The organism is Rickettsia gravesii BWI-1 (assembly GCF_000485845.1).
GTDB classification, from domain to species: Bacteria; Pseudomonadota; Alphaproteobacteria; order Rickettsiales; family Rickettsiaceae; genus Rickettsia; species Rickettsia rickettsii.
Genome location: NZ_AWXL01000003.1, coordinates 20,776 through 46,780 on the forward strand (window position 1 = coordinate 20,776; position 26,005 = coordinate 46,780).

Genomic DNA, 26,005 nt, shown 5'->3' on the forward strand with positions numbered 1-26,005 from the left:
TAACAATTTAAAGTTATGAAAATTCTTAAGAGTTTAGTTTTATTAGTTTTGTTTATGGCGATGCCAGCTAAAGCCGATGATGCTTTTTCATGGATGTCAACCAGTTTTGGCGGGTTAAAAAGCTTATTCGGTTGTTTAGAAGTGCCTGAATTTACAAGTTTTCAAGAGGGTAATATAGGAATTAGTTTATCTACAGCCGGAATTTGGCAATCAACAGGTAATACTGTTAAGAAAGGTAAATTGTTAAAAATAAATTGGTCTACTTCAGGTATTACTCCTGAACCTAGAAAATATCTAGTATTATATAGAATTGATCCAAGGTTTAGTACGCCGCAAGTTTTCATTAAAACTTATAATTATTCTAAATTTCAATTTGAAGCTTTAGGATTTCCTCGTTTTGTTACGGACAATAACAGTGAAACACCGGGGGCTATACCGCCTGATAAAGACCTTGATGCACTTTCATTTACTAAAATGTCTGATTCTGTTAAATATTTTAACTATTCTAACGGTAATTCGAGAATTGAAGTTAAGGCCGGCGATGTAGTAAATATTAGTTTAGTTGGTAAAGATAATTTTTTTAGCCCTAATACTCCAAAACTTCCTAATACCGTAGATAATATTTTAACACAGGAACTTGATAGCTCGATATTCGCTGCTTCTGCACTTTATACTCAAAGTAACCTTGGAAATTTTGATAATAGAATAATTTACTCTTCTGCAGAGCAGGTGTGTAATATGATAGATGAGGAAAGAAAAAGTGTATGTAGCGGCACAGGTACTGCTACAAAGTATAAAAATACCGATAATGGAATAATAGTCGGTAAGCCTATGATAACGGGAGCGGTACAGTATTTCATGGACTTAATTAATGCTTGTCCTGCTAATGCCGGTATAAATACTAGCCCTGCTTGCTATTACGATCAAGGTAGAGGGATGATAATTAAAGTAGGCGGGCAGGTTATTAAGGGACGAGATCAGAGTTTTATAAATTCAGGCAGTACTCAAAGTAGCTTTATATATTATCAAGCCACTAGCGGCGGTACTATGGATTTTACTAGCGATTGGCAAGTTAGTAATATGTTTAGTAATTCAGTTTTAATGAGTGATTGGAGCCGAAATTTTTCAAATTATGCTAGTTTTGTAGATTATATAAATAAGAATGATTGGTCAGCTAATTTTTTATATTTTGGTCGTTATTCGATGATTGTTGAAATAGGTAATGGGGCAAATTCAATTAATCTTGGTGATCAACAAAATATAAAGTTAGAATATTTAATAACATCTGATGGTACGTTACCTGATCCATCTGTTCGTGGTACGCCGGTAGATTATAACTTTGCGGCTGATGCACCGCAAGATGGATATTTATGGTTAAGGGTGGTAAATCCTAATAGTAATATACAAGGGGTAGTTAGTGTAAATTATGCTAATTATACCGGTACAACTTGGTTTTCTGATATAATATATAACGGTGCTATTAAACCTATTACCGGTCAGTTTAGAACTTTTAGTCAAAACTTTTATATTAAGTTAGTTAAAAATTCTGCAGTGCAGAATTTAGCTAAATCTGCATTAACCCTTTATGTTACTATATTTGGGCTAATGTTCGTTGCAGGAGCATTAAAATTGACTGCCGTAGAAGTAATAACACGTATATGCAAAATAGCTATAGTAGCTTTTTTAATTAGAGAAGAAAGTTGGAGCTTCTTTAATACATACTTCTTTAGTGCATTTACCGACGGTATTGATTTCTTTGTAACTAACGTAGTAGGTGCTACAAGCTCTAGATCTAATATTTTTGGTTTTATTGATCCTATATTTGATAAATATACTAACGGTAGGATTTGGGGATTACTATTTATTGAATTATTACAAATACATAATGGTTTAGCATTTATCGCTATTATAACCATTTATTCACTTATTACTTATTTTAGAGCTATTTTAGAAGTTATAATAGGTTATGTTATTGCATTCATAGGGGTAACTGTTATGATTTCATTGGCACCGTTTTTTATAATATTAATGTTATTTGAAAAAACTAAAAGTTTATTTGATAATTGGATATCGATATTGCTTAGCTATGTAGTGCAGCCGACAATATTATTGATTTTCTTTTTATTGATAGATCAGGTTTTATCTGAGCAGCTTTTAAAAGTGGTAGTTAGAGCCTGTTGGGATACTCTTATACCAATAAAAATAGGGCTTGATTTAACAAATCTTGGTATTCCGATTCATTTCTCTTTTACATTACCGTTTTTACCCGGAATACCTTTCTATGTACCGGATGTTCCGGAAATTAGTAGCTCGAATATTCTAACGAACAATGCTAATACTTTCTTAGTATTATTTACTACGGCTTTATTATTTTATTCATATTGCTTAATGTCATATGGTTTAGTAACTTTTGTAAATATAGTAGTTGGAATGCTTACAAATGTTACACCGGCACGAATATCAGGAAATTATCAAGAACGTTCTGATCCTGTGGGAGCCGTTATGCAGGATATAGATTCGGTAACAAAACCGGTTAAAAAGGCTGCAATGGCTCCGGCTAGAGTTTTCAAAGACAAGATAATTGATCAAAATTATAAAGCTAGAAAACCGGAAGGAGGTGGTGAATTTACAAATAAATTTCTTGCTGAGCGTAATGATGTGAAGAAAGAGGAAGGAGAGAAGAAAGAATAATTGTAAATATTTTCACCGTCATTGCGAGGAAATTGCATAGCAATTGACGAAGCAATCTCAGGAATTTAGTACTGCTTCATGAGATTGCCACGCCCCCTGTGGTCGCTCGCAATGACGTTGAAATTGAGACATATGGAAATAACACATAATAAATGAACAAAAATATTTTTATTACATTATTAATATCGCTATTGCTGCTTTCCGGTTGTACCGGCGATACTTGTATTGACCCTGATGATTTCGGTTTTATCAAATTCAATGTTTCTTCTAGATATGATCCGGAAGAAATTACTTCAAGACAGGAAGGTGATCAGGTAGCACCATGGCGTGATAGTGCTTATAAAGTAAACGGCTATCCTTTAACCGTTATGGTAAGACCGTGGAGTTATATACTTGGCGATAAAAATGCTTCAGGTCAGTTATCTGCATGGTGTCCATGGTATGGTCAAAAAAATAACACAACTACTTTGGCTGCTTTTTGCGTTAAGCTACAACCGTGTACTTTTTGGGATAATGCTAGACTTGATATGTGTACTCCTAATCCCGCAAATCAAAATGATGCAATGATTAGTAATGCTCCATGTATAATGACAGACGGTGTCGGGCTTTATTTTCTTATTGCCGCTAAAAATACCGATCCCAATATTTCACCGGACTCACAGCGTAAACCGCAAGGTATAACTCAGCATTTAGGAGAGCTTACTTCGAGTGTAGGCTATGAATTTTATAGTATTAGTAGTACAGGACAATTCTTGAAAGCCGGCGGTATAAATTATCAATATAAAGGTGAAGATAAGTCAAAATATGCTCAATCTCCTCTTTATTTTAAGATTATAGATAAATTTTATGATGATAATAGCGGGCAATATAGATTAGTAATAAAGTCCGGAGTTACTGATACTAGATCCGATCCGCTACAATTTTTAACGGATTTAATAAAAGGAGTATTATTTGGTAAGGATGGGATTATAAAGAAAACTTATCAACAAATAATTGATACGTCGGGTTATAGGATGAGTGTCTCGGCTATTTTAACTCTATATATAATGTTTACAGGCGTTTCCTTTTTAATAGGTAATATAAACCTTACTCATGTCGAACTTATAGTTAGAATATTAAAAGTTAGTATAGTCTCAATATTATTAAGTACGGATAAAGCTTGGACATTTTTTCATGATTATTTATTCGTATTTTTTATTGATGGGGTTCAGCAAATACTGCAAATAATTAATGAAGCTTCGGCTACCGGTCCCGGTTCTCAAAGCTTGCTTGGGTTACTTATTTCTCCTCAAACTTTATCTAAATTGTTTTCTTTACTATTTGTTGATTGGCTTGGTTTTATATATATCATTCTATATTTAATAGCCTTATATTTTATTTTCTTTCTTATATTTAAAGCCACTATTATCTATCTAACCGCTCTTATAACTATCGGTATGATTATAATTATGGGACCGATATTTATTTGTTTCATGTTGTTTAATATAACTCGTTCGTTATTTGAGAATTGGTTAAGACAATTAATATCATATGCATTACAACCTATAATTTTATTTGCCGGTATCGCTTTTATTTCAATGATCATCAGAACCGAAATATATTCAACGCTTGGTTTTGCGGTATGTAAACATGATTTTCCTAATTTAGGTCCGATAAATGAAATATTCGGTAGTTTCCTTGAGGATATAGATCCAAGCCTGGGTCATTCAATATTTTATTGGTGGTTCCCAGTACCGATGAAAGGCGGTATAAATAATTTCCACAAAGCAAATATATTAGTTCCTGAAGATCATATAATAGTAGATGATTCTTGTAAGAATGACCCTGATAAATGTAAGCATTGTGCTGCGTATGAGTGTATAGATGAACGCTATATTGAATTACCGTTTTTAGATTTAGTTAAAGATGCAAAAAGAATTAGTAATTTTATAAATGGGAAATTTGTCCAACTTGATGGGATATTACTAATTTTTGTGTCTATTTATTTGCTAAGTAAATTTAACGATACTGCTATATCGACGGCACAATTTATTGCCGGTACTTCAGGTAATTTAACAGACATACAAAAAGTTAATCAGCAATCTTATGAATCTGCAGCGAAACAAATGAATAGACCGCTAAATTATGTGGCTAAGACGGTAAGTGCACCTGTAACTAGCCGTGTAAGTGCAGGGAAAGAGCAAGCTCGTATGTTCTTTGCCGAGAAATTTGAAAATATGATGATGGGAAGGCTTGAAAAGCAAGCTCTCGGTTCTTCAGCAAATAAAACCGTACAAAATGAGGTTAAGAGAAAATACGGTATAGATTCTAAAGATGTAAAAATGAATGCTATTACGGATTATGAAAACGGTATTGCAGGATTATTAAAGAATTTACCTAAGGGGAATGAATTAAAAGCAAAAGAACTATCGCAAATGAAGTTTACTCAGCTTCGAGATAAAATTGCTGCAAATAAATATGAAGTGAAAGATTACGCCGCTTTAAGTAAAGAACAAAAAGCTGAGCTTGATAAGTCATTAAAAGATGCTAACTTACGTGAACTCGCTAGCGATGCAAACTTTACTAGAGATTATCAAGATGCTTATAAAAATGCTCACCAAGAAATGTCAGGGCGAGGTGTTGGTCTGTTCGGTAAGAATATAGGAGTGCTTAGAAGCTGGCAAGAGATAGAGCATCGTGTTGATACAAAACGTAAATTAAAAGAAGAAAAGCGTGTAGGTATAGGCGAAAAAATATATGCAGGTTATACAGGAATAAAAAGAGGAGCTTTAACTGCAATAGTCGGTAAAGATTTACGTGATGCTTATGAGGGTAATCTAACCAGTGCCGAATGGCATGATTTTGAATATAACGATCCAAGGCTTAGAACTTATAGCGAAAAATTAAAAGATGATGAAAAAGCACGAGCACATGAAGAGCTCCAAATGCATATTAATAAGGAGGCGCTAGCTGCTCAAGCAGATATATTATCACCGGAATATCTAACAAGACTAGAAAAAGCAGGTAGACATAGTGATGTGGAATATTATCAAGAATTAGCTCAAAGAAAGCTTATTCATGAGGTGCATGGTAGGTTATTTGAGGAAGGTGAACCGGTAATGATGGGCGACAGATTTATGCGTGAGAAAGCTACTGATTCTCAGATGCGAGATATGATAGATAACGCTCATAGAAAACATGCAGAATTTATAGATGGAGATCGATATACTCGTCGCCAAGAGCATTATGATATTATGCACGAGAAAGCCCAGGAAAATTTAGAGCAAACTTATAAAGAGCTTAAAGATCATTTCAAAAGAGATGATATCAAGATCGAAGAAATGCCGGCATTAATAGCACAAAAAGTTAAAGATACCGCCGAGGGAGCTGAAATAGACCAAAAGATTACGGAAGAGCTTAATAACTTTAATGCTGATGTTAAAAATTATGAATATAGTACTGAAGTATTAAATAAAATAGAGGATAGAAAGCAAGCCATTACCGATGAAGTCAATGCTCAGATCGATCAGATTAATAAATATAGAGAAAATGCCAAAATGCCAACCTATGCAAAGCCTATAGTAAACGAGGGTAGAAAGCTAAGAAAATTAGAAGATCATTTAAGAAATATGAAGTAGAATAACAACTATAGTATATAGAATATGTAAAAACAAAAATATTGATGAACGATCAAACTAAAAATGGTTCTGAAGAACTCAAGTATTTATCATCAGATAAAAGCTTAAAACCGCAAAAAAGTTGGGAAGAAATATTTACAGAACTAAGCTCAAATCCTACTAATGATTTTTTTTCTGAAGGAAGAGAAGATTCTCCACCGCAAGAACGAAATTGGAAATTATTTAAATGATTGATATATAGCTCTTATGTCATTCCTGCGAAAGCAGGAATCCAGAAAAATAACTTCAATATTGATACAGAAGTTACATATTTGATAAAATAAGCATATAAAAAACAAATTTTTTTATGCTTTACTAGATTCTCGTTTCTGCAGGAATGACATTAAGGGTATTTTCCGAACTACGCAACAATGCCTACACGGAATTCGAATATACACTGTTGCGTTAATAGCACTTAAGAAATGTCCGCTAAAAACAATAATTAGTTTTCCCTTTATTAATTAACTTATATACTATCTAATTAAGTTAGTGATTAATTTATTAAGGGGTTTATGAAGAAGCAACATATAATAAACGAGACTTTTTTAGATGCCATTCTAGCTAAGAAATTAGGTACTACTTATACTCCTCCAAAAGAAATCAACGATCCTGACTTTGATGAAGCAGCAAAGCATTTCATCGATCTATTACTTAGAGCCGACGGCTTTAAGCCTGTTAAAACTGCAGTAGTTCATCCGATTGATAAAGAATCATTACTCGGTGCAGTTAGAGCGGCACAATTTATATGTAATAAAACCGGTCTTGATTGGTCTGCAACATAAAATTGAATCAGTAGCAAAAGTTAATAATGTCGATCTTGAGGATTATCAAGTAATTAATGTTGAGCATAGCCACGAAGCAGCAAAAAAAGCCGTAGAGCTTGCGAAGAAAAGAGAAGTTGCGGCTATTATGAAAGGGTCGCTTCATACTGATGAGCTTATGTCTGCGTTAGTTCATAAGGAGAATGGACTACGTACCGAACGTCGTATAAGCCATGCTTTCTTAATGGCAGTTGCTACCTTTCCAAAACCGTTCATTATTACCGATGCTGCTATTAATATTCGTCCTACTCTAGAAGATAAGCGTGATATAGTGCAGAATGCTATTGATTTAATGCATATGATCAAAGAAGACAAGCAGGTTTAGAGTTGCGGTATTATCGGCAGTTGAGACGATAATTTCTGCAATCCCTACAACCCTTGATGCTGCTGCTTTATCGAAAATGGCAGATAGAGGGCAAATTACGAATGCTATAGTTGATGGACCGCTTGCGTTTGATAATGCTATCTCTTTATTTGCTGCAGAAGCAAAAGGCATTAGCTCTTCAGTTTCTATATTAGTAGTACCTGATCTTGAATCAGGCAATATGCTTGCAAAGCAGCTAAAATATTTGGGTCAAGCGGTTATGGTGGGTATCATTCTTGGAGCCCGTGTGCCTATTATTTTAACAAGTAGAGCCGATCCTATGGATATGTGTGTTATTTTCTGTGTACTTGCTTCATTTATTTATAATCAAACTAAGGCGAAGCTACATATCCAAGTAGGTAAATAATGAAAAATGTTATTTTAATAGCTAATGCCGGCTCATCTAGTTTAAAAATTTTTATTTTTGAAATTCAGAATAAAAAAGTTAAGGATAAAATTTATAATATTTTTTTAGAAAAAATGATAATAAAATATTATTTCATATAAATAAAAAACAGGCATCTGCTACCGACATTAAAGATGATGCTATTAAAATGATGATTGATCTTTTTGAAGATTGGTGGAAAAAACAAGAAAATCTCAAGTTAATTGCAACCGGTCACCGTATTGTCCATGGCGGGAAAAATTTTAATAAACCGGTTATTGTTAATGAAAAAGTTAGTGAAGATTTAAGAGCATTAATACCTCTAAGCCCCTTGCATCAACCTTATAATTTGCAGGTACTGGATTTATTTCTTCAAAAATATAAAGAAATCTCATATATAGCTTGTTTTGATACGTCGTTTCATTTTACCAATCCTCCTATACAAAAGCTTTCGGTTTACCGAAAAAATATTATGATAAAGGGATAATTCGTTACGGTTTTTATGGGTTATCATATAAATATGTTAGCAGCCATTTTAAAGAAATGACAAAGGAAGATTTACCTACAAAGACTATTATAGCTCATTTAGGACACGGTAGTAGTCTATGTGCTATTAAAAACGGTCTTAGTCTAACAAGTTCCATGGGCTTTAGCGTACTTGACGGTGTTATGATAGGTACAAGGACAGGTAACCTTGATCCTGGAGTAGTGTTATATCTTATCGATCATGAGCAAATGAATACGAAAAAAGTAACCGAGTTACTATATAAGAAATCAGGATTACTCGGTATGTCCGGTGAAAGCTCCGATATGCGTACTTTGCTTGCCAGTAACTCACCTGATGCTAAATTTGCTATAGATTTATTTGTGTATCGCATTGTACTTGAAATAGGTAAGCTAACTGCTGTACTTGAGGGAGTTGATTGTCTAATTTTTACTGCCGGTGTTGGATAGAATTCCGCTGTAATACGAGAAATGATTACTGAAAAACTTTTATGGCTGGGCATTAAAATAGATGATGCAAAAAACCAAAAAAATGAGCATCTAATAAGCGCTGAAAGCAGTAAGGTTAAAGTTTTCGCTGTGCCGACAAACGAAGAGCTAATCATCGCTGAAGAAGTGATGAAGTTTTTATAACACAAATTGGTTAATTTTTAATTACTTATACCTCTATTTTTCTTTATTAACTTTTTTTGAAATAAAATATATGCAACTATAGATATATTTTTAACTTAAATTTGGGGGGAAGTTATGCTAGAAGATTTTGATAAAAAGAAAGCAGAAAAACAAATAAAGGATATTAAAAATAATAAGATAAATCCATATAATGATGCAATGAAGAAAGATTCTAGAGTGGGTTTATGCAGAGGCAAGTTATAGCTAAAAACGCAGCAGCAGGTTATAAGACAGCATTAAAAATAGAGCAGCAAGCAAAAGAAGCAGGTATTAGTTTAGATAAAGATGCTATGAGATGCTTAGAGAAAATAACAAGTCGTTATATAGAAGCTGCTAAGAAAGCAGAGTTTCAAAAATTTCGAAGTGATCAAGCTCATAAAACGCATCAACAAAAAGCTGAAGCATTTAGAAGTGGTACAACAGCTACTGCTAAAAAACAAAGAAAAGAAGATTATAGGACAGGTGGGTGGGGTAAATAATTAAATTATAATTTTATTGCGTTAATTGGTACTGTCTACTATTTTAAACGTATGTCTATACTTCATACCACAATCTTAACCGTTTTTCCTGAAATGTTTCCTGGGACTCTAGGACATTCTTTAGCAGGACAAGCACTAAATAAAAATATTTGGTCATATGACGTTATTAATATTCGAGATTTCGGTTTAACTAAGCATAAAAATATTGATGATGAGGCTTATGGCGGTGGTAACGGGCTTATAATGCGTCCTGATGTTCTAGGCAGTAGCATAGATCATGCTCTTGCTTTAAATCCTAATGCTGAAATGTACTATCCTTCACCGCGCGGTAGAGTCTTTACCCAAAGCTTTGCTAAAGAGATGTTGAAAAATAAAAACCTCATATTCTTATGTGGACGTTACGAAGGGATTGACGAACGTGTAATTGAAGAGTATAATGTTAAAGAAATTAGTGTAGGCGACTACATTTTATCCGGCGGAGAAATACCTACCCTCACCATTCTCGATTGCTTAATTAGACTACTGCCAGGTGTTTTAATGAACCAAAATACCTTATCTTCCGAGTCTTTTGAAGAAGACGGGGAATTTAAGGGCGGACTTGAATGCGGCCTATATACAAGACCTGAAATTTGGCGTGATCGAGCTGTACCGAGTGTTTTGTTATCCGGTAACCACAGGCTAATTAATGAATGGAAAAAAGAGCAATCACATATGATTACTAAATTACGCCGTCCGGAGTTACTTAAAGATTTATAGAGTTAAGGAGTTAAAAAAATGAATATTATTGACCGCTTTGAACAGGAAAATATTTCAAAGCGTACTGCAAATAAAAAAATTCCTGATTTTGAAGCCGGCGATACAGTTAAGGTAACTGTTAAAATTATTGATAGATCGATTGAGAAAGACGGTAAGGAAAAATTAACGGAAAGATTTCAAGCTTATGAAGGTGTAGTTATCGCAAAAAGAAATCGTGGTATTACTTCATCTTTCTTAGTACGTAAAATTAGCCACGGTGAAGGAGTCGAAAGACGCTTTATGACTTACTCGCCGATAGTACACTCTATTGATGTAGTAAAATACGGAGTAGTTCGTCGTGCTAAACTTTATTATTTAAGAAATAGAAGCGGTAAGTCGGCTAGAATTAAAGAGAGACATATCCCTATTGCTAAAACTAAGGCAGCAAAAGCTTAAATATATTTGTAACTCTTATGTCATTACTGCGAAAGAGTGCGTTGCTACGTGAATACTAAATACGTCATTGCGAGCAGCCGTAGGCTGCATGGCAATCTCATGAAATAATAACAAACTCCTGAGATTGCTTCGTCAATTACTTCATAATTTCCTCGCAATGACGTATGCCTCAAATCCCTAAAGTATCTCTATAAAGCTCAAGCATAGCGTCCTGCTCGGCCAGTTTATCTTTATCCAATTTCTTTAGTTTCAATATAGATTTCATAGCTTTAACATCAAATCCATGTGAAGAAGCATCTTGGAAGATATCTTTTACTTCTTGAGATAAATCAGCTTTTTCTTGTTCTAATCTTTCTATTTTGTTTATATATTGCTCTAATTGTTCTTTTACTACTACTTCTGACATAAAAAATCATTTAACCTTTTTGAATTTACTATATAATACAAATATAATCCTTATTCAACAAAATATATAATAATGCAAATTTATCCTTTAAGACTTTTACCTAATAAAATCGATTTTGATTTTATGAATTTTAAAAAAGTTAGCTACACTTTCTCAATTATTTTATCACTCATTAGCTTTATTTGGATCGGTATATATAAATTTAATTTCGGTATTGATTTTGCCGGTGGTATAGTTATTGAAGTAAGGCTTGATCAAGCTCCTGATTTGCCAAAAATGCGTGGGGTTCTAGGAAAGCTTGGAATAGGTGAGGTGGTCTTACAGAATTTTGGTAGTGAGCGTGATTTATCGCTTAGATTTGGTAGTAGTAGTGAAGAAAATCTCATGAAAAATATTGAGTTAATTAAAGCATCTTTGCAAAGTAATTTTCCGTATAAGTTTGAATATCGTAAGGTAGATTTTGTCGGTCCGCAAGTCGGTAGGCAGCTAATAGAAGCGGGGGCTATGGCGATGCTATTCTCTTTCTTAGCGATTATGGTTTATATTTGGGTGCGTTTTGAGTGGTATTTCGGTTTTGGTATACTTATCGCCTTAGTGCATGACGTAATACTCGCTCTTGGGTTTATGAGTATGACAAAGCTTGATTTTAACTTAAGTACTATTGCTGCAGTGTTAACTATTATAGGTTATTCCGTTAATGATTCGGTAGTAATATATGATAGGATTAGAGAAAATTTACGTAAATATCATAAAAAAAATATCACGGAAATTATAAATTTAAGTATTAATGAGACTTTATCAAGAACTATTTTAACTGTCATTACCACGCTACTTGCCAATTTAGCCCTTATTCTTTTTGGTGGTGAGGCAATCCGTAGTTTTAGCGTACTTGTATTTTTTGGGATAATAGCCGGTACTTATTCCTCAATTTTTATCTCTGCTCCGATACTTACAATGTTTGTTAATAGGAAGTTTAATAAAAAAGTAATAGAAAGGTAAAGAATCGTCATTGCGAGCAGGCATTGTTGCGTGGACCGGCTTCATCGTCATTGCGAGTGGCCCTAGGCTGCGTGACAATCTTAGGATTTTGGCACGAGATTGCTTCGTCAAAATTTTCAATTTTTCCTCGCAATGATGTTTTTGAGCCATAACGAGAATAGTTTATGCTAAAAGAAGAAGACAAAATTTTTACTAACCTGCATGGGCAGCAAAGCCATGATTTGAAATCTAGCAAGAAGCGAGGCGATTGGGAGAATACTAAAGCTTTGCTTGATAAAGGTAGAGATTTCATCGTTGAAGAGGTTAAGAAGTCAGGGCTTAGAGGGCGAGGAGGTGCCGGATTTTCTACCAGTATGAAATGGTCATTTATGCCTAAAAATTCAGAGAAGCCTTGCTATTTAGTAGTAAATGCCGACGAGTCTGAGCCTGGCACTTGTAAGGATCGTGATATATTAAGGTTTGAGCCGCACAAATTAATAGAAGGTTGCTTGCTTGCAAGCTTTGCTATAGGAGCGAATAATTGTTATATCTATATTAGAGGTGAGTTTTATAATGAAGCCTCTAATATTCAGCGTGCCTTAGATGAAGCCTACAAAGAAGGGTTAATAGGAAAGAATGCTTGCGGTTCGGGCTTTGATTGTAATATTTATTTACATCGTGGGGCGGGTGCTTATATTTGTGGCGAAGAAACAGCATTGCTTGAAAGCTTAGAGGGCAAAAAAGGTATGCCTCGTTTAAAGCCGCCTTTTCCTGCTGGCTTTGGGTTATATGGCTGCCCGACTACTATAAATAATGTTGAGTCTATCGCAGTAGTGCCAACCATTTTAAGACGAGGAGCTAGCTGGTTTGCCGGTATAGGTAAACCTAACAATACGGGAACTAAGATTTTCTGCATATCAGGGCATGTTAACAAGCCTTGTAATGTTGAAGAAGCAATGGGCATTTCGTTAAAAGAATTAATTGAGAAATATGCGGGTGGTGTTCGTGGTGGATGGGATAATCTTAAAGCCATAATCCCGGGCGGTTCTTCTGTGCCTTTACTTCCTAAGTCATTATGTGAAGTGGATATGGATTTTGATAGTTTAAGAACCGTAGGTTCCGGACTTGGTACAGGCGGTATTATAGTTATGGATCAATCTACCGATATTATTTATGCAATAGCAAGGCTTAGTAAATTTTATATGCATGAATCTTGCGGGCAATGTACTCCTTGCCGTGAGGGTACGGGCTGGATGTGGCGAGTTATGATGCGGCTAGTTAAAGGTAATGCCAAAAAATCTGAGATAGACGAACTCCTTAACGTTACGAAAGAAATAGAGGGGCATACTATCTGTGCTTTAGGTGATGCGGCAGCTTGGCCGATTCAAGGGCTGATACGCCATTTTAGAAGCGAGATTGAGGCGAGGATAAAGAGTTATAGCGTGGTTTGACTTTATCATCATTGCGAGGAGATATTGCCCGCGTGGATACTAAGCCGTCATTGCGAGCGACTGAAAGGAGAAAGGAGCGTGGCAATCTCATGAAATAATAACAAACTCCTGAGATTGCTTCGTCAATTACTTTGTAATTTCCTCGCAATGACGATTCCAATTTATAAATAATTAAGAGATTATGCAAACAGATAATACAAAATCAAACACTAATAAAACAGCTAAGCAAGAGTGGGAGTCTTTTGCTTTTGTAATATGTATCGCTTTACTTATTAGAATACTTATTATGGAGCCGTTTACCGTTCCGACCGGGTCTATGAAAGCAACCATACTTGAGAATGACTATATATTTTCTACGAAATATAGTTATGGTTATAGTAATTATTCTTTATCTTTTTTTGATTTTATTCCTCTTTTTAAAGGGCGAATATTTGCTCGTGAACCGGAGCGTGGCGATATTGTAGTTTTTCGTCCGCCTAACGATATGAATGTTAGATATATAAAGCGTTTAATAGGGCTACCCGGTGATAAAATCCAATTGATTGATGACGTAATATATATTAACGACAAAAAAATAGAACGCACGGAAGTTGGAACTTATATAAGCGAAGAGGGAATAAAATATTTAAAGTTTAAAGAAACACTGCCAAACGGTAAAACATATTTTTCTTATAAGCTTGCTCCTATTTGTGGCGTTATATATAATGATAGATACGGTAATACGGATGTTTTTTATGTACCTGAAGGGAAATATTTCTTTTTAGGGGATAATAGAGATCAGTCAAATGATAGTAGAGTAAATCTTGGATTTGTACCGTTTGAAAATTTTATTGCTAAAGCACAATTTATTTGGTTCTCAACAAAAATAACTTGGTGGGATAATGATATAGGAGTTATTAATCTAGTACTAAAGTTAAAGCCATGGATTGAATCTGTTAGGTTAAATCGAATTTTCAGAAATCTTTATAACACGGATGCGTAATGGAATCATTTGAGAAGTTAGAAAAGCTACTTAGCTATAATTTCAAAAATAAAAAGCTTTTAATAGAGGCGTTGAGTCACCCGTCTTTAAGGCAACATCACGAGTACAAGGATGATAAAGATTATGAACGATTAGAATTTCTAGGTGATGCCGTATTAAATTTAGTAATCACAGAAATTTTATTTAGAAATTTTGCAAATTATAATGAGGGGAATTTAGCTAAAATTAGATCATATTTGGTTTGCAAAGAAACAATATGCATGGTTGGAGCTAAACTTACTTTAAAAAATTATATAATTATGACTCATGGCGAAGAAGTAGCAGGCGGGCGTGATAATCTTAATAATATAGAAAATGCCACGGAAGCTTTAATTGCAGCTATATATCTTGATAGCAATATTGAAACAACCCATGATATTATCGAGAAGTTATGGGCAGAATTTATAAAAGTTCAGAATTTAACGGATTATGACCCAAAAACTGCTTTACAAGAATGGGCTCAAGCTAGTGATCATCACCTACCTATATATCGTCTGATAAAAAGAGAAGGAGCCTCCCATTCATCAACTTTTACGGTTCTTGTAAAAGTAAAAGATTATGAACAAACAGGCACTGGTCACGCAATAAAAGAAGCAGAAAAAAACGCAGCACGAAGCTTATTGCATAGACTTAAAAATGACTAATAGACATCTTGCCAAACCAGCTTATAGAGAGGAATTTAAAGGAGACACGGAAGCACTTGCCGCCGCAGCGTACACACTAGTACGCGAGGATGCGAGTACTGGATCGACGTCTAAATTACCTCTAGAAGTGAAGTTTGGGAAGATGTCTAATCAGAAAACGGTATCGGTTTGTATAATCGGGCGACCTAATAGCGGAAAATCAACTTTATTAAACAGAATAATCGGTGAGAAGCTTTCAATCGTTACCCAAAAAGTTCAAACTACTAGGTCAATTATTACCGGTATTATTACCTTAAAAGATACGCAGGTAATTTTATACGATACGCCCGGTATATTTGAGCCGAAAGGGAACTTAGAGAAAGCAATGGTAAGATGTGCGTGGTCTAGTTTGCATAGTGCGGATTTAGTTCTGTTAATTATTGATAGTCTAAAGTTGTTTGATGATATAACGCATAATATTTTAGATAAGCTTTGCTCACTTAATATTGTTCCGATATTTTTATTGAACAAAATAGACATCGAATCAAAATATCTAAATGACATTAAAGCTTTTTTAACAGAAAATCATCCTGATAGCTTGCTTTTTCCTATATCTGCTTTATCAGGCAAAAATATTGATGGATTACTTGAATATATAACAAGTAAGGCCAAAATTTCCCCTTGGCTTTATGCGGAAGACGACATAACGGATTTACCTATGCGTTTTATTGCAGCAGAAATTACAAGAGAGCAGTTATTTTTAAATTTGCAGAAAGAACTCCCTTATAAATTAACCGTACAAACCGAAAAATGGGAAGAGCTTAAAGACAAATCCGTAAAGATTAATCAAGTTATAGTAGTTTCAAGAGAGAGCTATAAAACTATAATACTCGGTAAAAACGGCTCTAAAATCAAAGAAATAGGAGCAAAATCCCGAATGCAAATGGAGAGGTTTTTTGGATTTCCTGTTCATTTATTTTTATTCGTTAAGGTGCGTGAGTTGTGGGAGAATAATCAAGAATTTTATCAGTATATGAAGACATAAAGCTGTCACCCTGTGGCTTGACAGGCTTTGTTGGATGGTTTTCGATGTCATTTCCGCGAAAGCGGGAATGACATAAAAGTCATATAATAATGCCAATAAAAATAACATTAGATAATCATGATAATACTTGGGATTGATCCGGCACTTGGGAGTCTTGGATGGGCAGTAGTGGCAAAGGAGACCGCACAGTTGAAATATTTAGCTAGTGGTGTTATTAAAACAAATAGTAAGGATGAAATTCATCATAGACTTGCTTTTATTAATAGTACATTAGAAAAAGTAATATTAGAATATCAACCAAATATGGCAGTGATTGAAGAAACATTTGTTAATACTAATAGCGTGACTTCTTTAAAGCTTGGATATGCTAGAGGGGCGATAATGTCGCTGATCGGTAGATATAATTTGGACATGCGAGAGTTTAAGCCAAATACGGTAAAAAAAACCGTAACAGGATATGGGCATGCAGAGAAAGACCAAATTTTGCATATGATAAAGCTTTTGCTGCCTGGTACTTCCTTAATTACCAATTCCGATGAAGCTGACGCCGTAGCGATTGCCTATACCTGCTTAGTTACAAAAAATTATTAAAATGAATCCAATAATAATATTAGTTGCCCCGCAAATGGGTGCGAATATCGGTGCTACTGCAAGAGCAATGAAGAATTTTGGCTTAAATGAGCTTAGAATCGTAGCTCCAAGAGACGGCTGGCCTAATGAGCAAGCACGTAGTAATGCAGTCGGAGCGGTTAATATTATAGATCATGCAAAAATTTTTGATAGCCTAGAGAATAGCATTAAAGACCTCGAATATTTATATGCTACTACTTGCATTAAAAGGGCTATGAATAAAGATTATGTATTTTCACAAAATTTACCTTTAGATTATCCAAATTCTGAAAAAGTCGGGATCATGTTCGGGCGGGAAAATAATGGGCTTAGCAACGAAGAAATCGCATTTGCTAATAAGATTATCACTATTAATACAACCGAATTTAGCTCATTAAACATTGCTCAAGCGGTTATTATTATATGCTATGAGTTGTTTCGTAATTCTACGCCCAGAGAGGATGTACATAACATTCAAAAGTTAGCTACTAAAGAAGAAATAGAGCATTTTTTAGTAAATTTATTCGGCAAACTCGATAAAGCCGGATTCTTCAAGGCTTTCGACAGAAAACCTGCTATGCAACAAAATATCACTAATATATTTACACGTATAAATAGTCTCTCTTCCCCTGAACTCCAAACTCTGCAAGGTATTATTAAATCTTTAAATCAATGATATTTAGTAATTTCTTAAGTTCAGGAACATAATGTCTTATTCGGTTCTATATTTCATCAACAAGCTTTTTATCGTAAGTATGAGATGTCATATTACGATCAGTAAGCATATAAATCCATAAACTCTCATCATTTCATCATTTATAATACTGGCAACAAAAGCTTCCTTTATCACTTCTTTAGGATAGTGAAGAACTGTGCCTTTTTGAGAAAAATATTCTTTTAAAAACTTCCAAGCGAGTTCAAAAGTAAATTCAAATCTTTGTATAGCGGCATCAATATAAGTCCTACCTTCTGTTGTCGGTTTTAAATAAATATCTTCAAACGTCATAAAAGCTTTACGAAATGTTTCAAGTTTAAGGTTTATTTTTGACATATATAATTTTTTTTTCTTTTAATATATTTTTATAAAGTTCAGAGCTTATTTTAGTACTTTCAAACCTTACACAATCTATTTTTAAAAGCATGTCGGCATTCTCTATAATAGACATAACTTCTAGCCATTCTTGATCTGTAATATTAGGGCAGATAATTGCAATATCAATATCGGAACGCTCATCGTTATCCCCTCTAGCACGAGAGCCAAAAAGCCATATTTCGCTGACAAACGGTAAAGATTTTAGCTTATTAATGAATATATATGATTGTATATCTTTATCCATATAATTTACCAGCTTTTGATTAAAGATTTAATAATTTCAGCTACTCTTTCTGCTTCATTTAAGGGTTTGTAGCTATATTCTTCTAGAGCAATAGCTGACTGATCAAAAATTCTTGCTATCTTCTGTTCTACTAACTGCTTTATAAAAATCTTATGTTTTGAAGAATTAAAGTTTGATGGGCAGAATATATAAAGAGGTTTGCCGCTTGAAGCTGCTTCACTGCACATTGAGATTGAGTCGGCCGTAGAGATTATATATTTTGCCTTGGAGAGCATAGCTATATAAGGATTATAGCCTGCGTCTTCGTTCGGGTCATAAATAATTGTGGAGGACGGTATATTATTTTTAATAATTGATTTTACAGTGTGTGGTGTACGTCTACTAAAACTAATGAAAAAAGGTATTTTTTGATTAGTATATATTTTATTTAATAATGAAGCAAATAAAACTGCTTCATCTTCATGGAAATTAAATTTTTTATTATTCCCACCGATTATCACTGCAATAAACTGTTTAAGATTAGGATAATGTTTTTGGAGTTCCAAGTTCGCCGTGGCGAACTTTTCGGTTACGTTGTTGATAGCTCCGTTGATGGGGATGATGTTTTTAAAGTCGTCATTGCGAGGAAATACGAAGTATTGACGAAGCAATCTAGTAAAAAAGCCCTGAGATTGCTTCAGCCACTTTGTGGCTTCGCAATGACGTTGGTCATGATAAGGCAGAATAACGGCATCAAATGCATTGTAAGGAAGATTAGACTGCATTATTTGTATTAACTTGATATCTTTAAATTTCTTTTTTAAATAAAATGCTAGTACTGCCGTTCTTCTTCCAGCGGTAATTATCATATCAGGTGGGGACTTATCAAAAAGATACTGCAATAGCTCACTTTTTATATGAATAGGATAATATTTTAGTAAAAAGTTCGGTAGCTTAGCTAAGCAATTATATTCAAGCTTAATTGTTGTATATTCTTCAGTTAATTTTTCAGCAAGTGCAATAGCCTGATGGGTGTTGCCTGTTCTATCATCTGCCAATACATGTATTTTCATTGTAAATACTTCTCTAAAGGTAATGTTAATAAGTTTGTTAGAGGTAGTGATTTATCGCAAGCCTCGGCTATTTGCGGTGTGATCGGAATTTGAGCGATTAGTGGTATATTATATTTTTGCGATAAATGTCCGCCGCTATTATTTTTAAGCATATAGCTCATATTCTCAATTATTCCCAAAATAGGTAAATTTAGTTTTTGATATAAATCTATAGAACGTATTACGTCTATTTCTGATATTTTTTGTGGTGTAGTTACGATTATTACGCCGTCTAAATGATAATTTTCTAGTATACTTAAATGAATATCACCTGTCCCCGGCGGCATATCGATAATTAAATAATCTAAATTATCCCATTTTGTTACCGATAATAATTGATAAATAGTCTTACTCGCCATAGGACCACGCCAAATAATTGCCGAGTGGTCTTTAACGAAGAAGCCTATAGACATAATTTCGATGCTTTGAGCAAGTATCGGGATTATTCGTCCATCTTTCGTTTCCGGTACTTCGTTAATGCCGAATATATGCGGAATTGACGGACCATAAATATCCGCATCTACTATCCCGACTCGGTAATTTTCTAGACTTAACTGCTGAGCGATAAGAGCCGATATTGTAGATTTTCCGACTCCGCCTTTACCTGACGCTACTAAGATAATTTTTTTTACATTTTCTACAAAATGTTTTGGTTTTTGAACTTTTTTCTCCATCGGTTTACTTTCAGTAAAAACAATTGTTATTTTATTTACTTCCAAAATCTCGTTAAGTTTATTAATTGCCTTAAGTCTAATTTCTTCGGCTTCTAACTTATTTTTACCTGATATATCTATTGAGAAACCGATATTATTACCTTTAATTATAATATCCGATATAACTTCATTTAAAAAAGTACCGTCTTTAAAGGTAATATGCTGAATTTTATCTATAATTTGTCGTTGGTGTAAATTCGCCATAATTAAATTTCCTTTTTAAAGCTGTTTTAAGCTCGTAACTTGACGTTATATACTATAATATATATAATTATCTCATCTTTAAAATAATATAAAACAACAAAGCAAATGCTTAATAAAAAATATATCTCAATTTTAAAAAAATCCCCATGGAAAGATTTTGATTCTGATAAAGAAGATAACATATTCACAAGACCGCGTAAAAATCAATTTAATTTTGATCAATTTCAATTCCCGTTTAATTTCAATGCTAAAACAATAATTTTAGCTGTTGTCGCAGTGGTTGCTTTATGTCTTGCTTCGGGTATTTATGAAATAAAAGAAGGCGAAGAAGCAGCGGTAATAAGATTTGGGCGTTTTGTGCGTAAGGGCTACCCCGGGCTTAATTATCATTTACCGGCGCCTTTTGAAAGTATAATAGTTGAGAAAGTTAAACAATCACGTCGGATTGAGATTGGTTATCGTACAAATAGCTCTCTGCGTAGCGGTGGCGATAATACTAAAAATATTGCCGGTGAAAGTATAATGCTCACCGGTGATGAAAATATCGTTGCTTTAAATTGTGACGTAATGTGGCATATTAATAATCTTGAAGATTTTATTTTTAACGTACAAAGACCTGCAGAAACAGTAAAAGCAACAGTTGAGAGTGCCGTTAGGGAAGTCATAGGCAATACTCCTATTTCTTGGGTATTATCCGATCAAAAGCAGGAGATTACTTATAAAATAGAGAAATTAGCACAGAAGATATTGGATAGTTATAATGCCGGCGTTATGATTGAGAAAGTACAATTATTAAAAGCCGAGCCGCCTGCCGAAGTAATAGACGCTTATAGAGACGTGCAAACTTCAAAAGCAGATAAAGAAAAAGAAATAAATCAAGCTCAAGCCTATAATAATAAGATTTTGCCGGAAGCTAGAGGAGCGGCTGCAAAGATTATACAAGAAGCAGAAGGTTATAGAGCAGAAGTTATATCGAAAGCAGAAGGTGATAGCCAAAGATTTAATGCTATTTATAAACAATATGCTACAGGTAGGCAAGTAACTAGAGATAGATTATATTTAGAAGTAGTCGAAGAGATATTAGGCGGTTCAAATAAAACAATTATTAATAATGCACTACTGCCGCATATGGCTATTAAACCATAGGGGTGCTATGTCATTCCCGCTTTTGCGGGAATGACATTGAACGTGTTTTTCACGCTATACACGAATGACATCTAAACAACAAGGAATATTAAATGCAACAAAAAATTTATTATATAATTTTTACAATTGTTTTTGGGCTGATACTGATTTCTAGCTCCTTATTTTCAGTTGACCAACGCCAATCTGCAGTAGTATTCCAGTTTGGTGAGGCAGTTAGAACTATAGAAAATCCAGGACTGAATATTAAAATCCCGTTTATTCAAAATGTTGAATTTTTTGATAAGCGTCTTTTAGATGTTGAGGTTGAGGCAAAAGAATTAACGGCTGCTGACGGTAAACGAGTTATTGTTGATGCCTACGCCAAATTCCAAATTAATAATCCCGTAATGTTTTATAAAACGGTACATGATTATCAAGGTGTGAAAATTAGGCTGACTCGTAATCTTGAATCGTCAATGCGTAAGGTGATAGGTAAAATCTCGCTAAGTAGCCTTTTAAGTCAGGAACGTAGTAACGTAATGTTAAATATCTTAAATCAAGTGGACGGTGAAGCTAAAAGCTTCGGTATTGATGTTGTAGATGTTAGAATTTTAAGAGCAGACTTACCAAAAGAAAATAGTGCGGCTATTTATCGTCGTATGCAAACGGCACGTGAAAAAGAAGCAACCCAAATTAGAGCGGAAGGACAAGAAGAAAGCGTGCGTATTCGTTCAAAAGCAGATAAAGAAAGTAAAATAATACTTGCTAAAGCTTATCGAGATGCACAAATTATTAAAGGTGATGGCGATGAGAAAGCGGCAAAAATATATAATTCTGCTTATTCAGTCGACCCGGAATTTTATAAATTTTATAGATCACTTTTAGTATATAAAAATTCTTTAAAGAAAGAGGATACTAATTTTGTAATTTCACCGGATGCTGAAGTTTTAAAATATCTAAATCTAACTAAGTAGTATACTAGTCTATCTACTTTTTATTTACTTGGAGTATATGATTAATCTGAAAATAGTTCTTGTTATAATAGTTTTAATATCAAGTAACGTTGTTCTAGCAAAAGAAAATAGTAAGTCTTTAAAAGTAGCAGATCAAGAAGAGAATGAATTTACGGAAATAAATTCTGCTCCTTTAAAAATAAGTGAAGCTGCCCGTTATAGCTTTGCCGATATAGTTGAACCGTTAATTCCTGCAGTCGTTAATATTTCAACAATAGAATATGTTAATAGTAAATCGGAAAATGCTGAGAAAGATCCTCTGCAAGAAAAAGTTAGTGATTTTTTAGAAAAGCTTAATATACCGCTGAATTTGGAAGAGGTCGATCAAACTCCGAAAAGTGTTCCGCTTGGTTCAGGATTTATTATTGAACCTAACGGCTTAATAGTGACAAACTATCATGTAATTGCAAATGTTGATAAAATTAATATAAAACTTGCAGATAATACCGAATTATCGGCTAAATTAATAGGTAACGATACTAAAACCGATTTAGCTCTCTTAAAAATAGATAGCGAGGAACCTCTACCTTTTGTTGAGTTTGGAGATTCAAATGATGCAAGAGTAGGAGATTGGGTTATTGCGATCGGTAATCCGTTCGGTAATCTAGGTGGTACGGTGACAAGTGGTATTATTTCTTCTAAAGGGCGGGATATCGATATAGATACGGACAATATAGTCGATAATTTTATTCAAACGGATGCTGCAATTAATAACGGTAATTCTGGTGGTCCTATGTTTAATTTGGATCAGAAAGTAATCGGTGTAAATACGGCAATTTTTTCACCGCTCGGTACTAATATAGGTATCGGTTTTGCAATACCGTCAAATACTGCAAAGCCTATAATCGAACGTCTTAAGAAAGATGGAAAAGTAAGTAGAGGACGCCTTGGAGTAACAATACAAGATTTAACCGAGGAAATTTCTGAAGGGCTAGGACTTAAAGATACTAGGGGGGTGTTAGTAGCTAAAGTACAAGAAGACGGTCCAGGTGATAAAGCGGGAATTAAAACAGGTGATATAATAATAGAGTTTGCAGATATACCGGTTAAAAATACTAAAAAATTACGTGTAATTATTGCAGATGCTCCTATTGATCAGGAAGTAAAAGTAAAAATACTTCGCGATAAAAAGGAGCTTGAATTACCTATTAAAATTACTTCGGATAATGAAGAGGTTACCAAAGGTTCTACAGAAGAGACCAATAAGAAAGAAATAACAAATAAAGAAGAAAATAATTTATCTATTACTAAAAATAATATTACTTTTGGTAATTTGACTGAAGAACTAAGACAAAAATATACTATTCCTCAAGATAAAATGGGAATAGTTATAACCAATATTGATGAAGAAGAAAGTAGCTTCAAAATTGGCGATCTGATAACCAATATTAATCAGGAAAGCATAGACGATATAAGTAAGCTAGAAGAATTATATGAAAATGCTAAAAAATCAGATAAGCAAAATATTTTGCTCCTTATTGAAAGGGGTAGTAGTAATATGTTCATACCATTGCAGGTTATGTAAGATATAGTTTTCTATGTCATTCCCGCGAAGGCGGGAATCCAGAAAAATAACCTTAACATTGATACAAAAATTACATATTTAATAAAATAAAGCTATAAAAATAAGTTTTTTATAGCTTTTGCGGGATTCCCGCCTTCGCGGGAATGACATAGAATGTAAAAATAATACCTAAATAATTTATGAATGAAAAAATAGCAATTTTAAGTGCATATAGTTTTGTTAATATAGAAGAACCGGCGAATTTGATACCGAAACTTTTGCTTATCGGTAAAAGAAAATATGTTAGAGGTACTATTTTATTAGCTAATGAAGGCTTTAACGGTTCTTTTTCAGGTTCATATGAAAATGTAAATCTTGTACTTGAAGAATTGATAAAGCTGACCGGTCCCAAAGATGTTAACGTTAAAATAAATTATAGTGATGTTCATCCTTTTCAGAAATTGAAAGTCAGACTTAAGAAAGAGATCGTAGCAATGAACGTTGATGATTTAAATGTTGATTTGTTTAAAGGCGAATATATAGAGCCGAAAGATTGGGATGAATTTATCACAAAACAAGATGTTATAGTAATAGATACTCGAAATGATTATGAAGTAGAGGTTGGTACATTTAAATCAGCAATTAATCCTAATACCAAAACATTTAAACAATTTCCTGCTTGGGTTCAGCAGAATCAAGAATTGCTCAAAGGTAAGAAAATTGCTATGGTTTGTACAGGTGGTATCAGGTGTGAAAAATCCACCAGCTTACTTAAAAGCATAGGTTATGATGAGGTATATCATTTAAAGGGTGGAATACTGCAATATCTAGAAGATACACAAAACAAGAACAATTTATGGCAAGGTGAATGTTTTGTCTTCGATGATAGGAGAGCAGTGACAGAGGATTTATCGCCCGTAGAAAGACATTGGTTGCAGAGATAGATGTCGTTGACTGATTGAAACGTGTAGTATGTCATTCCCGCGAAAGCGGGAATCCAGAAAAAAGAGAGCTTTTAATTTTAAAAATTCAGTATATGTGTATTTTTTAATTACTGGATTCCTGCTTCCGCGGGAATGACATAACCCTTTTTTATTTATTAGAAATATATGACTAAAACCAAACAAGAAATTTATAATAAGCGTCCAACTTCGCCGCATTTAACTATATATAAGCCGCAAATAAGTTCTACATTATCAATTTTGCATCGTATGACCGGCGTAGCTTTGTTTTTTGCGGTGTCAATCTTGGCGTGGTGGTTGATTCTTAGTAAATATGACAATAATTATTTACAGTTTGCTGAATGCTGTATTATAAAAATATGCTTAGTAGCTGTTAGCTACGCTTGGTTTTATCATTTATGTAACGGCATTCGGCATTTATTTTGGGATGTCGGTTACGGTTTTTCTATAAAATTGGTTAATATCACCGGTTGGTGTGTAGTGGTAGGATCTGTATTATTAACGGTATTGTTATGGGTGTAGTAATTAAAAACGTCATTGCGAGGAGATGCGTAGCATCGCCGTGGCAATCTCAGAAATAATAACAAATGTCTGAGATTGCTTCGTCAATTACTTACGTAATTTCCTCGCAATGACGAAAAGCTAAAACAAATAATAGAGAAAATTAATGGTATATGATTTTAAAGCAGAAATTGTAAAAGCAAAAAATAGCGGTTCTGCTAAAAGCGGTTCTCATCATTGGTTATTGCAAAGAGTAACGGGGATTATATTAGCTTTATGTTCTGTGTGGCTAATATATTTTACGTTAATCAACAAAAATAATGATATAAATATTATTATGTGGGAGCTTAAAAAGCCTTTTAATGTAGTAGCTTTGTTAATTACGGTGGTTATTTCGTTGTATCATGCGATGCTTGGTATGCGTGTAGTAATTGAGGATTATATAAGTTGTCACAAATTACGTAATACATTGATTATAATAGTGCAATTATTTTGCATTGTGACTATTGTAGCTTTTGTAGTAGCGATGTTTTATAAAGGATAAAAATTGTCATACCGCGGCTTGGCCGCGGTATCCAGAAAACAATTTATAGCATTATTGTGTATTGAATTACTGGACCCCGTGATCAAGCCATGGGGTGATAGAGGTAGACAATTCA

General features: G+C 34.0%; 25 protein-coding genes and 2 pseudogenes. 22 read left to right on the forward strand and 5 right to left on the reverse strand.

Going from position 1 to position 26,005, the window contains the following annotated elements:
• Positions 1–15: 15 nt before the first annotated feature.
• The 9 genes and pseudogenes from RGRA_RS0101275 (at position 16) to rplS (ending at position 10,763) form a co-directional block, all read left to right on the forward strand.
• Positions 16–2,691 (forward strand): TrbL/VirB6 family protein, encoded by a 2,676-nt coding sequence (locus RGRA_RS0101275; protein WP_017443440.1) that lies wholly within the window; start codon positions 16–18, stop codon positions 2,689–2,691.
• A gap of 152 nt (positions 2,692–2,843) precedes the next feature.
• Positions 2,844–6,308: a TrbL/VirB6 family protein gene (locus RGRA_RS0101280; RefSeq protein WP_017443441.1), complete on the forward strand. Its 3,465-nt coding sequence runs from the start codon at positions 2,844–2,846 to the stop codon at positions 6,306–6,308.
• A gap of 44 nt (positions 6,309–6,352) precedes the next feature.
• The gene (locus RGRA_RS0101285; RefSeq protein WP_024547224.1) at positions 6,353–6,538 is read left to right on the forward strand and encodes a hypothetical protein; all 186 of its coding nucleotides are present in this window, start codon (positions 6,353–6,355) and stop codon (positions 6,536–6,538) included.
• A gap of 321 nt (positions 6,539–6,859) precedes the next feature.
• Positions 6,860–7,899: pseudogene (locus tag RGRA_RS08335) on the forward strand (phosphate acetyltransferase).
• Positions 7,899–9,054, forward strand: a pseudogene (locus RGRA_RS08340) (acetate/propionate family kinase). The pseudogenes RGRA_RS08335 and RGRA_RS08340 overlap by 1 nt, the downstream one beginning before the upstream one ends.
• A gap of 114 nt (positions 9,055–9,168) precedes the next feature.
• Complete coding sequence (locus RGRA_RS14035) at positions 9,169–9,297, forward strand: hypothetical protein (RefSeq protein ID WP_017443442.1); 129 nt, start codon at positions 9,169–9,171, stop codon at positions 9,295–9,297.
• A complete protein-coding gene (locus tag RGRA_RS0101305) occupies positions 9,279–9,572 on the forward strand; it encodes a hypothetical protein (RefSeq protein ID WP_017443443.1) in 294 nt (97 codons plus the stop codon). The genes RGRA_RS14035 and RGRA_RS0101305 overlap by 19 nt, the downstream gene beginning before the upstream one ends.
• A 51-nt stretch (positions 9,573–9,623) precedes the next feature.
• Positions 9,624–10,328, forward strand: a complete 705-nt coding sequence (trmD, locus tag RGRA_RS0101310; RefSeq protein ID WP_017443444.1) for a tRNA (guanosine(37)-N1)-methyltransferase TrmD — start codon at positions 9,624–9,626, stop codon at positions 10,326–10,328.
• Between the two features lie 18 nt (positions 10,329–10,346).
• Complete coding sequence (rplS, locus tag RGRA_RS0101315; protein ID WP_014273176.1) at positions 10,347–10,763, forward strand: 50S ribosomal protein L19; 417 nt, start codon at positions 10,347–10,349, stop codon at positions 10,761–10,763.
• Positions 10,764–10,932: 169 nt separating this feature from the next.
• Here rplS and RGRA_RS0101320 read toward each other — a convergent pair whose 3' ends face one another.
• The gene (locus tag RGRA_RS0101320; protein ID WP_017443446.1) at positions 10,933–11,169 is read right to left on the reverse strand and encodes a DUF2312 domain-containing protein; all 237 of its coding nucleotides are present in this window, start codon (positions 11,167–11,169) and stop codon (positions 10,933–10,935) included.
• A gap of 72 nt (positions 11,170–11,241) precedes the next feature.
• Here RGRA_RS0101320 and secF point away from each other — a divergent pair, with 72 nt between their 5' ends.
• From secF to RGRA_RS0101355, 7 genes are all read left to right on the forward strand, one after another.
• Positions 11,242–12,168, forward strand: coding sequence for a protein translocase subunit SecF (gene secF, locus RGRA_RS0101325; protein ID WP_017443447.1), 927 nt, complete (start codon positions 11,242–11,244; stop codon positions 12,166–12,168).
• A 164-nt stretch (positions 12,169–12,332) separates the two neighbouring features.
• A complete protein-coding gene (nuoF, locus tag RGRA_RS0101330; protein WP_017443448.1) occupies positions 12,333–13,598 on the forward strand; it encodes an NADH-quinone oxidoreductase subunit NuoF in 1,266 nt (421 codons plus the stop codon).
• Positions 13,599–13,779: 181 nt separating this feature from the next.
• A complete protein-coding gene (gene lepB, locus RGRA_RS0101335; protein WP_017443449.1) occupies positions 13,780–14,580 on the forward strand; it encodes a signal peptidase I in 801 nt (266 codons plus the stop codon).
• The gene (gene rnc / locus RGRA_RS0101340) at positions 14,580–15,263 is read left to right on the forward strand and encodes a ribonuclease III (protein ID WP_017443450.1); all 684 of its coding nucleotides are present in this window, start codon (positions 14,580–14,582) and stop codon (positions 15,261–15,263) included. Before lepB ends, rnc begins: the two co-directional genes overlap by 1 nt.
• Positions 15,256–16,287, forward strand: coding sequence for a GTPase Era (era, locus tag RGRA_RS0101345; protein WP_017443451.1), 1,032 nt, complete (start codon positions 15,256–15,258; stop codon positions 16,285–16,287). Before rnc ends, era begins: the two co-directional genes overlap by 8 nt.
• Before the next feature lie 117 nt (positions 16,288–16,404).
• Positions 16,405–16,878: a crossover junction endodeoxyribonuclease RuvC gene (gene ruvC, locus RGRA_RS0101350; protein ID WP_017443452.1), complete on the forward strand. Its 474-nt coding sequence runs from the start codon at positions 16,405–16,407 to the stop codon at positions 16,876–16,878.
• Position 16,879: 1 nt separating this feature from the next.
• Positions 16,880–17,572, forward strand: coding sequence for an RNA methyltransferase (locus RGRA_RS0101355; RefSeq protein WP_017443453.1), 693 nt, complete (start codon positions 16,880–16,882; stop codon positions 17,570–17,572).
• A gap of 87 nt (positions 17,573–17,659) precedes the next feature.
• Here the strand turns inward: RGRA_RS0101355 and RGRA_RS08345 are convergent, their stop codons facing one another.
• From RGRA_RS08345 to RGRA_RS0101375, 4 genes are read right to left on the reverse strand one after another with little or no spacing between them, the layout of a single operon-like run.
• A complete protein-coding gene (locus RGRA_RS08345) occupies positions 17,660–17,947 on the reverse strand; it encodes an HI0074 family nucleotidyltransferase substrate-binding subunit (protein WP_236609753.1) in 288 nt (95 codons plus the stop codon).
• On the reverse strand, positions 17,928–18,233 hold the full coding sequence (locus RGRA_RS0101365) for a nucleotidyltransferase domain-containing protein (protein ID WP_017443454.1): 306 nt from the start codon (positions 18,231–18,233) through the stop codon (positions 17,928–17,930). The genes RGRA_RS08345 and RGRA_RS0101365 overlap by 20 nt, the downstream gene beginning before the upstream one ends.
• Positions 18,234–18,238: 5 nt before the next feature.
• On the reverse strand, positions 18,239–19,285 hold the full coding sequence (locus RGRA_RS0101370; RefSeq protein WP_017443455.1) for a mitochondrial fission ELM1 family protein: 1,047 nt from the start codon (positions 19,283–19,285) through the stop codon (positions 18,239–18,241).
• A complete protein-coding gene (locus RGRA_RS0101375) occupies positions 19,282–20,241 on the reverse strand; it encodes an Mrp/NBP35 family ATP-binding protein (protein ID WP_017443456.1) in 960 nt (319 codons plus the stop codon). The genes RGRA_RS0101370 and RGRA_RS0101375 overlap by 4 nt, the downstream gene beginning before the upstream one ends.
• A 105-nt stretch (positions 20,242–20,346) precedes the next feature.
• Here RGRA_RS0101375 and hflK point away from each other — a divergent pair, with 105 nt between their 5' ends.
• The 6 genes from hflK to sdhD all read left to right on the forward strand — a co-directional run bounded on the left by hflK (position 20,347) and on the right by sdhD (position 25,890).
• Positions 20,347–21,387: an FtsH protease activity modulator HflK gene (gene hflK, locus RGRA_RS0101380; RefSeq protein ID WP_017443457.1), complete on the forward strand. Its 1,041-nt coding sequence runs from the start codon at positions 20,347–20,349 to the stop codon at positions 21,385–21,387.
• Between the two features lie 92 nt (positions 21,388–21,479).
• Positions 21,480–22,340 (forward strand): protease modulator HflC, encoded by an 861-nt coding sequence (gene hflC / locus RGRA_RS0101385; RefSeq protein ID WP_017443458.1) that lies wholly within the window; start codon positions 21,480–21,482, stop codon positions 22,338–22,340.
• Positions 22,341–22,377: 37 nt separating this feature from the next.
• Positions 22,378–23,904 carry a Do family serine endopeptidase gene (locus tag RGRA_RS0101390; RefSeq protein ID WP_017443459.1) on the forward strand — a complete coding sequence of 509 codons (1,527 nt, stop codon included), beginning with the start codon at positions 22,378–22,380 and terminating at the stop codon, positions 23,902–23,904.
• 179 nt (positions 23,905–24,083) lie between these two features.
• Positions 24,084–24,827 (forward strand): oxygen-dependent tRNA uridine(34) hydroxylase TrhO, encoded by a 744-nt coding sequence (gene trhO / locus RGRA_RS0101395; RefSeq protein WP_017443460.1) that lies wholly within the window; start codon positions 24,084–24,086, stop codon positions 24,825–24,827.
• 165 nt (positions 24,828–24,992) lie between these two features.
• On the forward strand, positions 24,993–25,367 hold the full coding sequence (gene sdhC, locus RGRA_RS0101400; protein ID WP_017443461.1) for a succinate dehydrogenase, cytochrome b556 subunit: 375 nt from the start codon (positions 24,993–24,995) through the stop codon (positions 25,365–25,367).
• 145 nt (positions 25,368–25,512) lie between these two features.
• Complete coding sequence (gene sdhD / locus RGRA_RS0101405; RefSeq protein ID WP_017443462.1) at positions 25,513–25,890, forward strand: succinate dehydrogenase, hydrophobic membrane anchor protein; 378 nt, start codon at positions 25,513–25,515, stop codon at positions 25,888–25,890.
• Positions 25,891–26,005: the final 115 nt, after the last annotated feature.

What these genes read in the sequence shown, in the direction of transcription:
- hflK (WP_017443457.1), top strand. Translation starts at nt 20,347, where the DNA reads ATGCTTAATAAAAAATATATCTCAATTTTAAAAAAATCCCCATGGAAA.
- RGRA_RS14035 (WP_017443442.1), top strand. Translation starts at nt 9,169, where the DNA reads ATGCTAGAAGATTTTGATAAAAAGAAAGCAGAAAAACAAATAAAGGAT.
- RGRA_RS0101305 (WP_017443443.1), top strand. Translation starts at nt 9,279, where the DNA reads ATGCAGAGGCAAGTTATAGCTAAAAACGCAGCAGCAGGTTATAAGACA.
- sdhC (WP_017443461.1), top strand. Translation starts at nt 24,993, where the DNA reads ATGACTAAAACCAAACAAGAAATTTATAATAAGCGTCCAACTTCGCCG.
- rplS (WP_014273176.1), top strand. Translation starts at nt 10,347, where the DNA reads ATGAATATTATTGACCGCTTTGAACAGGAAAATATTTCAAAGCGTACT.
- hflC (WP_017443458.1), top strand. Translation starts at nt 21,480, where the DNA reads ATGCAACAAAAAATTTATTATATAATTTTTACAATTGTTTTTGGGCTG.
- era (WP_017443451.1), top strand. Translation starts at nt 15,256, where the DNA reads ATGACTAATAGACATCTTGCCAAACCAGCTTATAGAGAGGAATTTAAA.
- nuoF (WP_017443448.1), top strand. Translation starts at nt 12,333, where the DNA reads ATGCTAAAAGAAGAAGACAAAATTTTTACTAACCTGCATGGGCAGCAA.
- RGRA_RS0101390 (WP_017443459.1), top strand. Translation starts at nt 22,378, where the DNA reads ATGATTAATCTGAAAATAGTTCTTGTTATAATAGTTTTAATATCAAGT.
- RGRA_RS0101370 (WP_017443455.1), bottom strand. Translation starts at nt 19,285, where the DNA reads ATGAAAATACATGTATTGGCAGATGATAGAACAGGCAACACCCATCAG.
- ruvC (WP_017443452.1), top strand. Translation starts at nt 16,405, where the DNA reads ATGATAATACTTGGGATTGATCCGGCACTTGGGAGTCTTGGATGGGCA.
- RGRA_RS08345 (WP_236609753.1), bottom strand. Translation starts at nt 17,947, where the DNA reads ATGTCAAAAATAAACCTTAAACTTGAAACATTTCGTAAAGCTTTTATG.
- RGRA_RS0101320 (WP_017443446.1), bottom strand. Translation starts at nt 11,169, where the DNA reads ATGTCAGAAGTAGTAGTAAAAGAACAATTAGAGCAATATATAAACAAA.
- lepB (WP_017443449.1), top strand. Translation starts at nt 13,780, where the DNA reads ATGCAAACAGATAATACAAAATCAAACACTAATAAAACAGCTAAGCAA.
- trmD (WP_017443444.1), top strand. Translation starts at nt 9,624, where the DNA reads ATGTCTATACTTCATACCACAATCTTAACCGTTTTTCCTGAAATGTTT.
- RGRA_RS0101355 (WP_017443453.1), top strand. Translation starts at nt 16,880, where the DNA reads ATGAATCCAATAATAATATTAGTTGCCCCGCAAATGGGTGCGAATATC.
- trhO (WP_017443460.1), top strand. Translation starts at nt 24,084, where the DNA reads ATGAATGAAAAAATAGCAATTTTAAGTGCATATAGTTTTGTTAATATA.
- RGRA_RS0101285 (WP_024547224.1), top strand. Translation starts at nt 6,353, where the DNA reads ATGAACGATCAAACTAAAAATGGTTCTGAAGAACTCAAGTATTTATCA.
- RGRA_RS0101275 (WP_017443440.1), top strand. Translation starts at nt 16, where the DNA reads ATGAAAATTCTTAAGAGTTTAGTTTTATTAGTTTTGTTTATGGCGATG.
- RGRA_RS0101280 (WP_017443441.1), top strand. Translation starts at nt 2,844, where the DNA reads ATGAACAAAAATATTTTTATTACATTATTAATATCGCTATTGCTGCTT.
- RGRA_RS0101375 (WP_017443456.1), bottom strand. Translation starts at nt 20,241, where the DNA reads ATGGCGAATTTACACCAACGACAAATTATAGATAAAATTCAGCATATT.
- sdhD (WP_017443462.1), top strand. Translation starts at nt 25,513, where the DNA reads ATGGTATATGATTTTAAAGCAGAAATTGTAAAAGCAAAAAATAGCGGT.
- secF (WP_017443447.1), top strand. Translation starts at nt 11,242, where the DNA reads ATGCAAATTTATCCTTTAAGACTTTTACCTAATAAAATCGATTTTGAT.
- rnc (WP_017443450.1), top strand. Translation starts at nt 14,580, where the DNA reads ATGGAATCATTTGAGAAGTTAGAAAAGCTACTTAGCTATAATTTCAAA.
- RGRA_RS0101365 (WP_017443454.1), bottom strand. Translation starts at nt 18,233, where the DNA reads ATGGATAAAGATATACAATCATATATATTCATTAATAAGCTAAAATCT.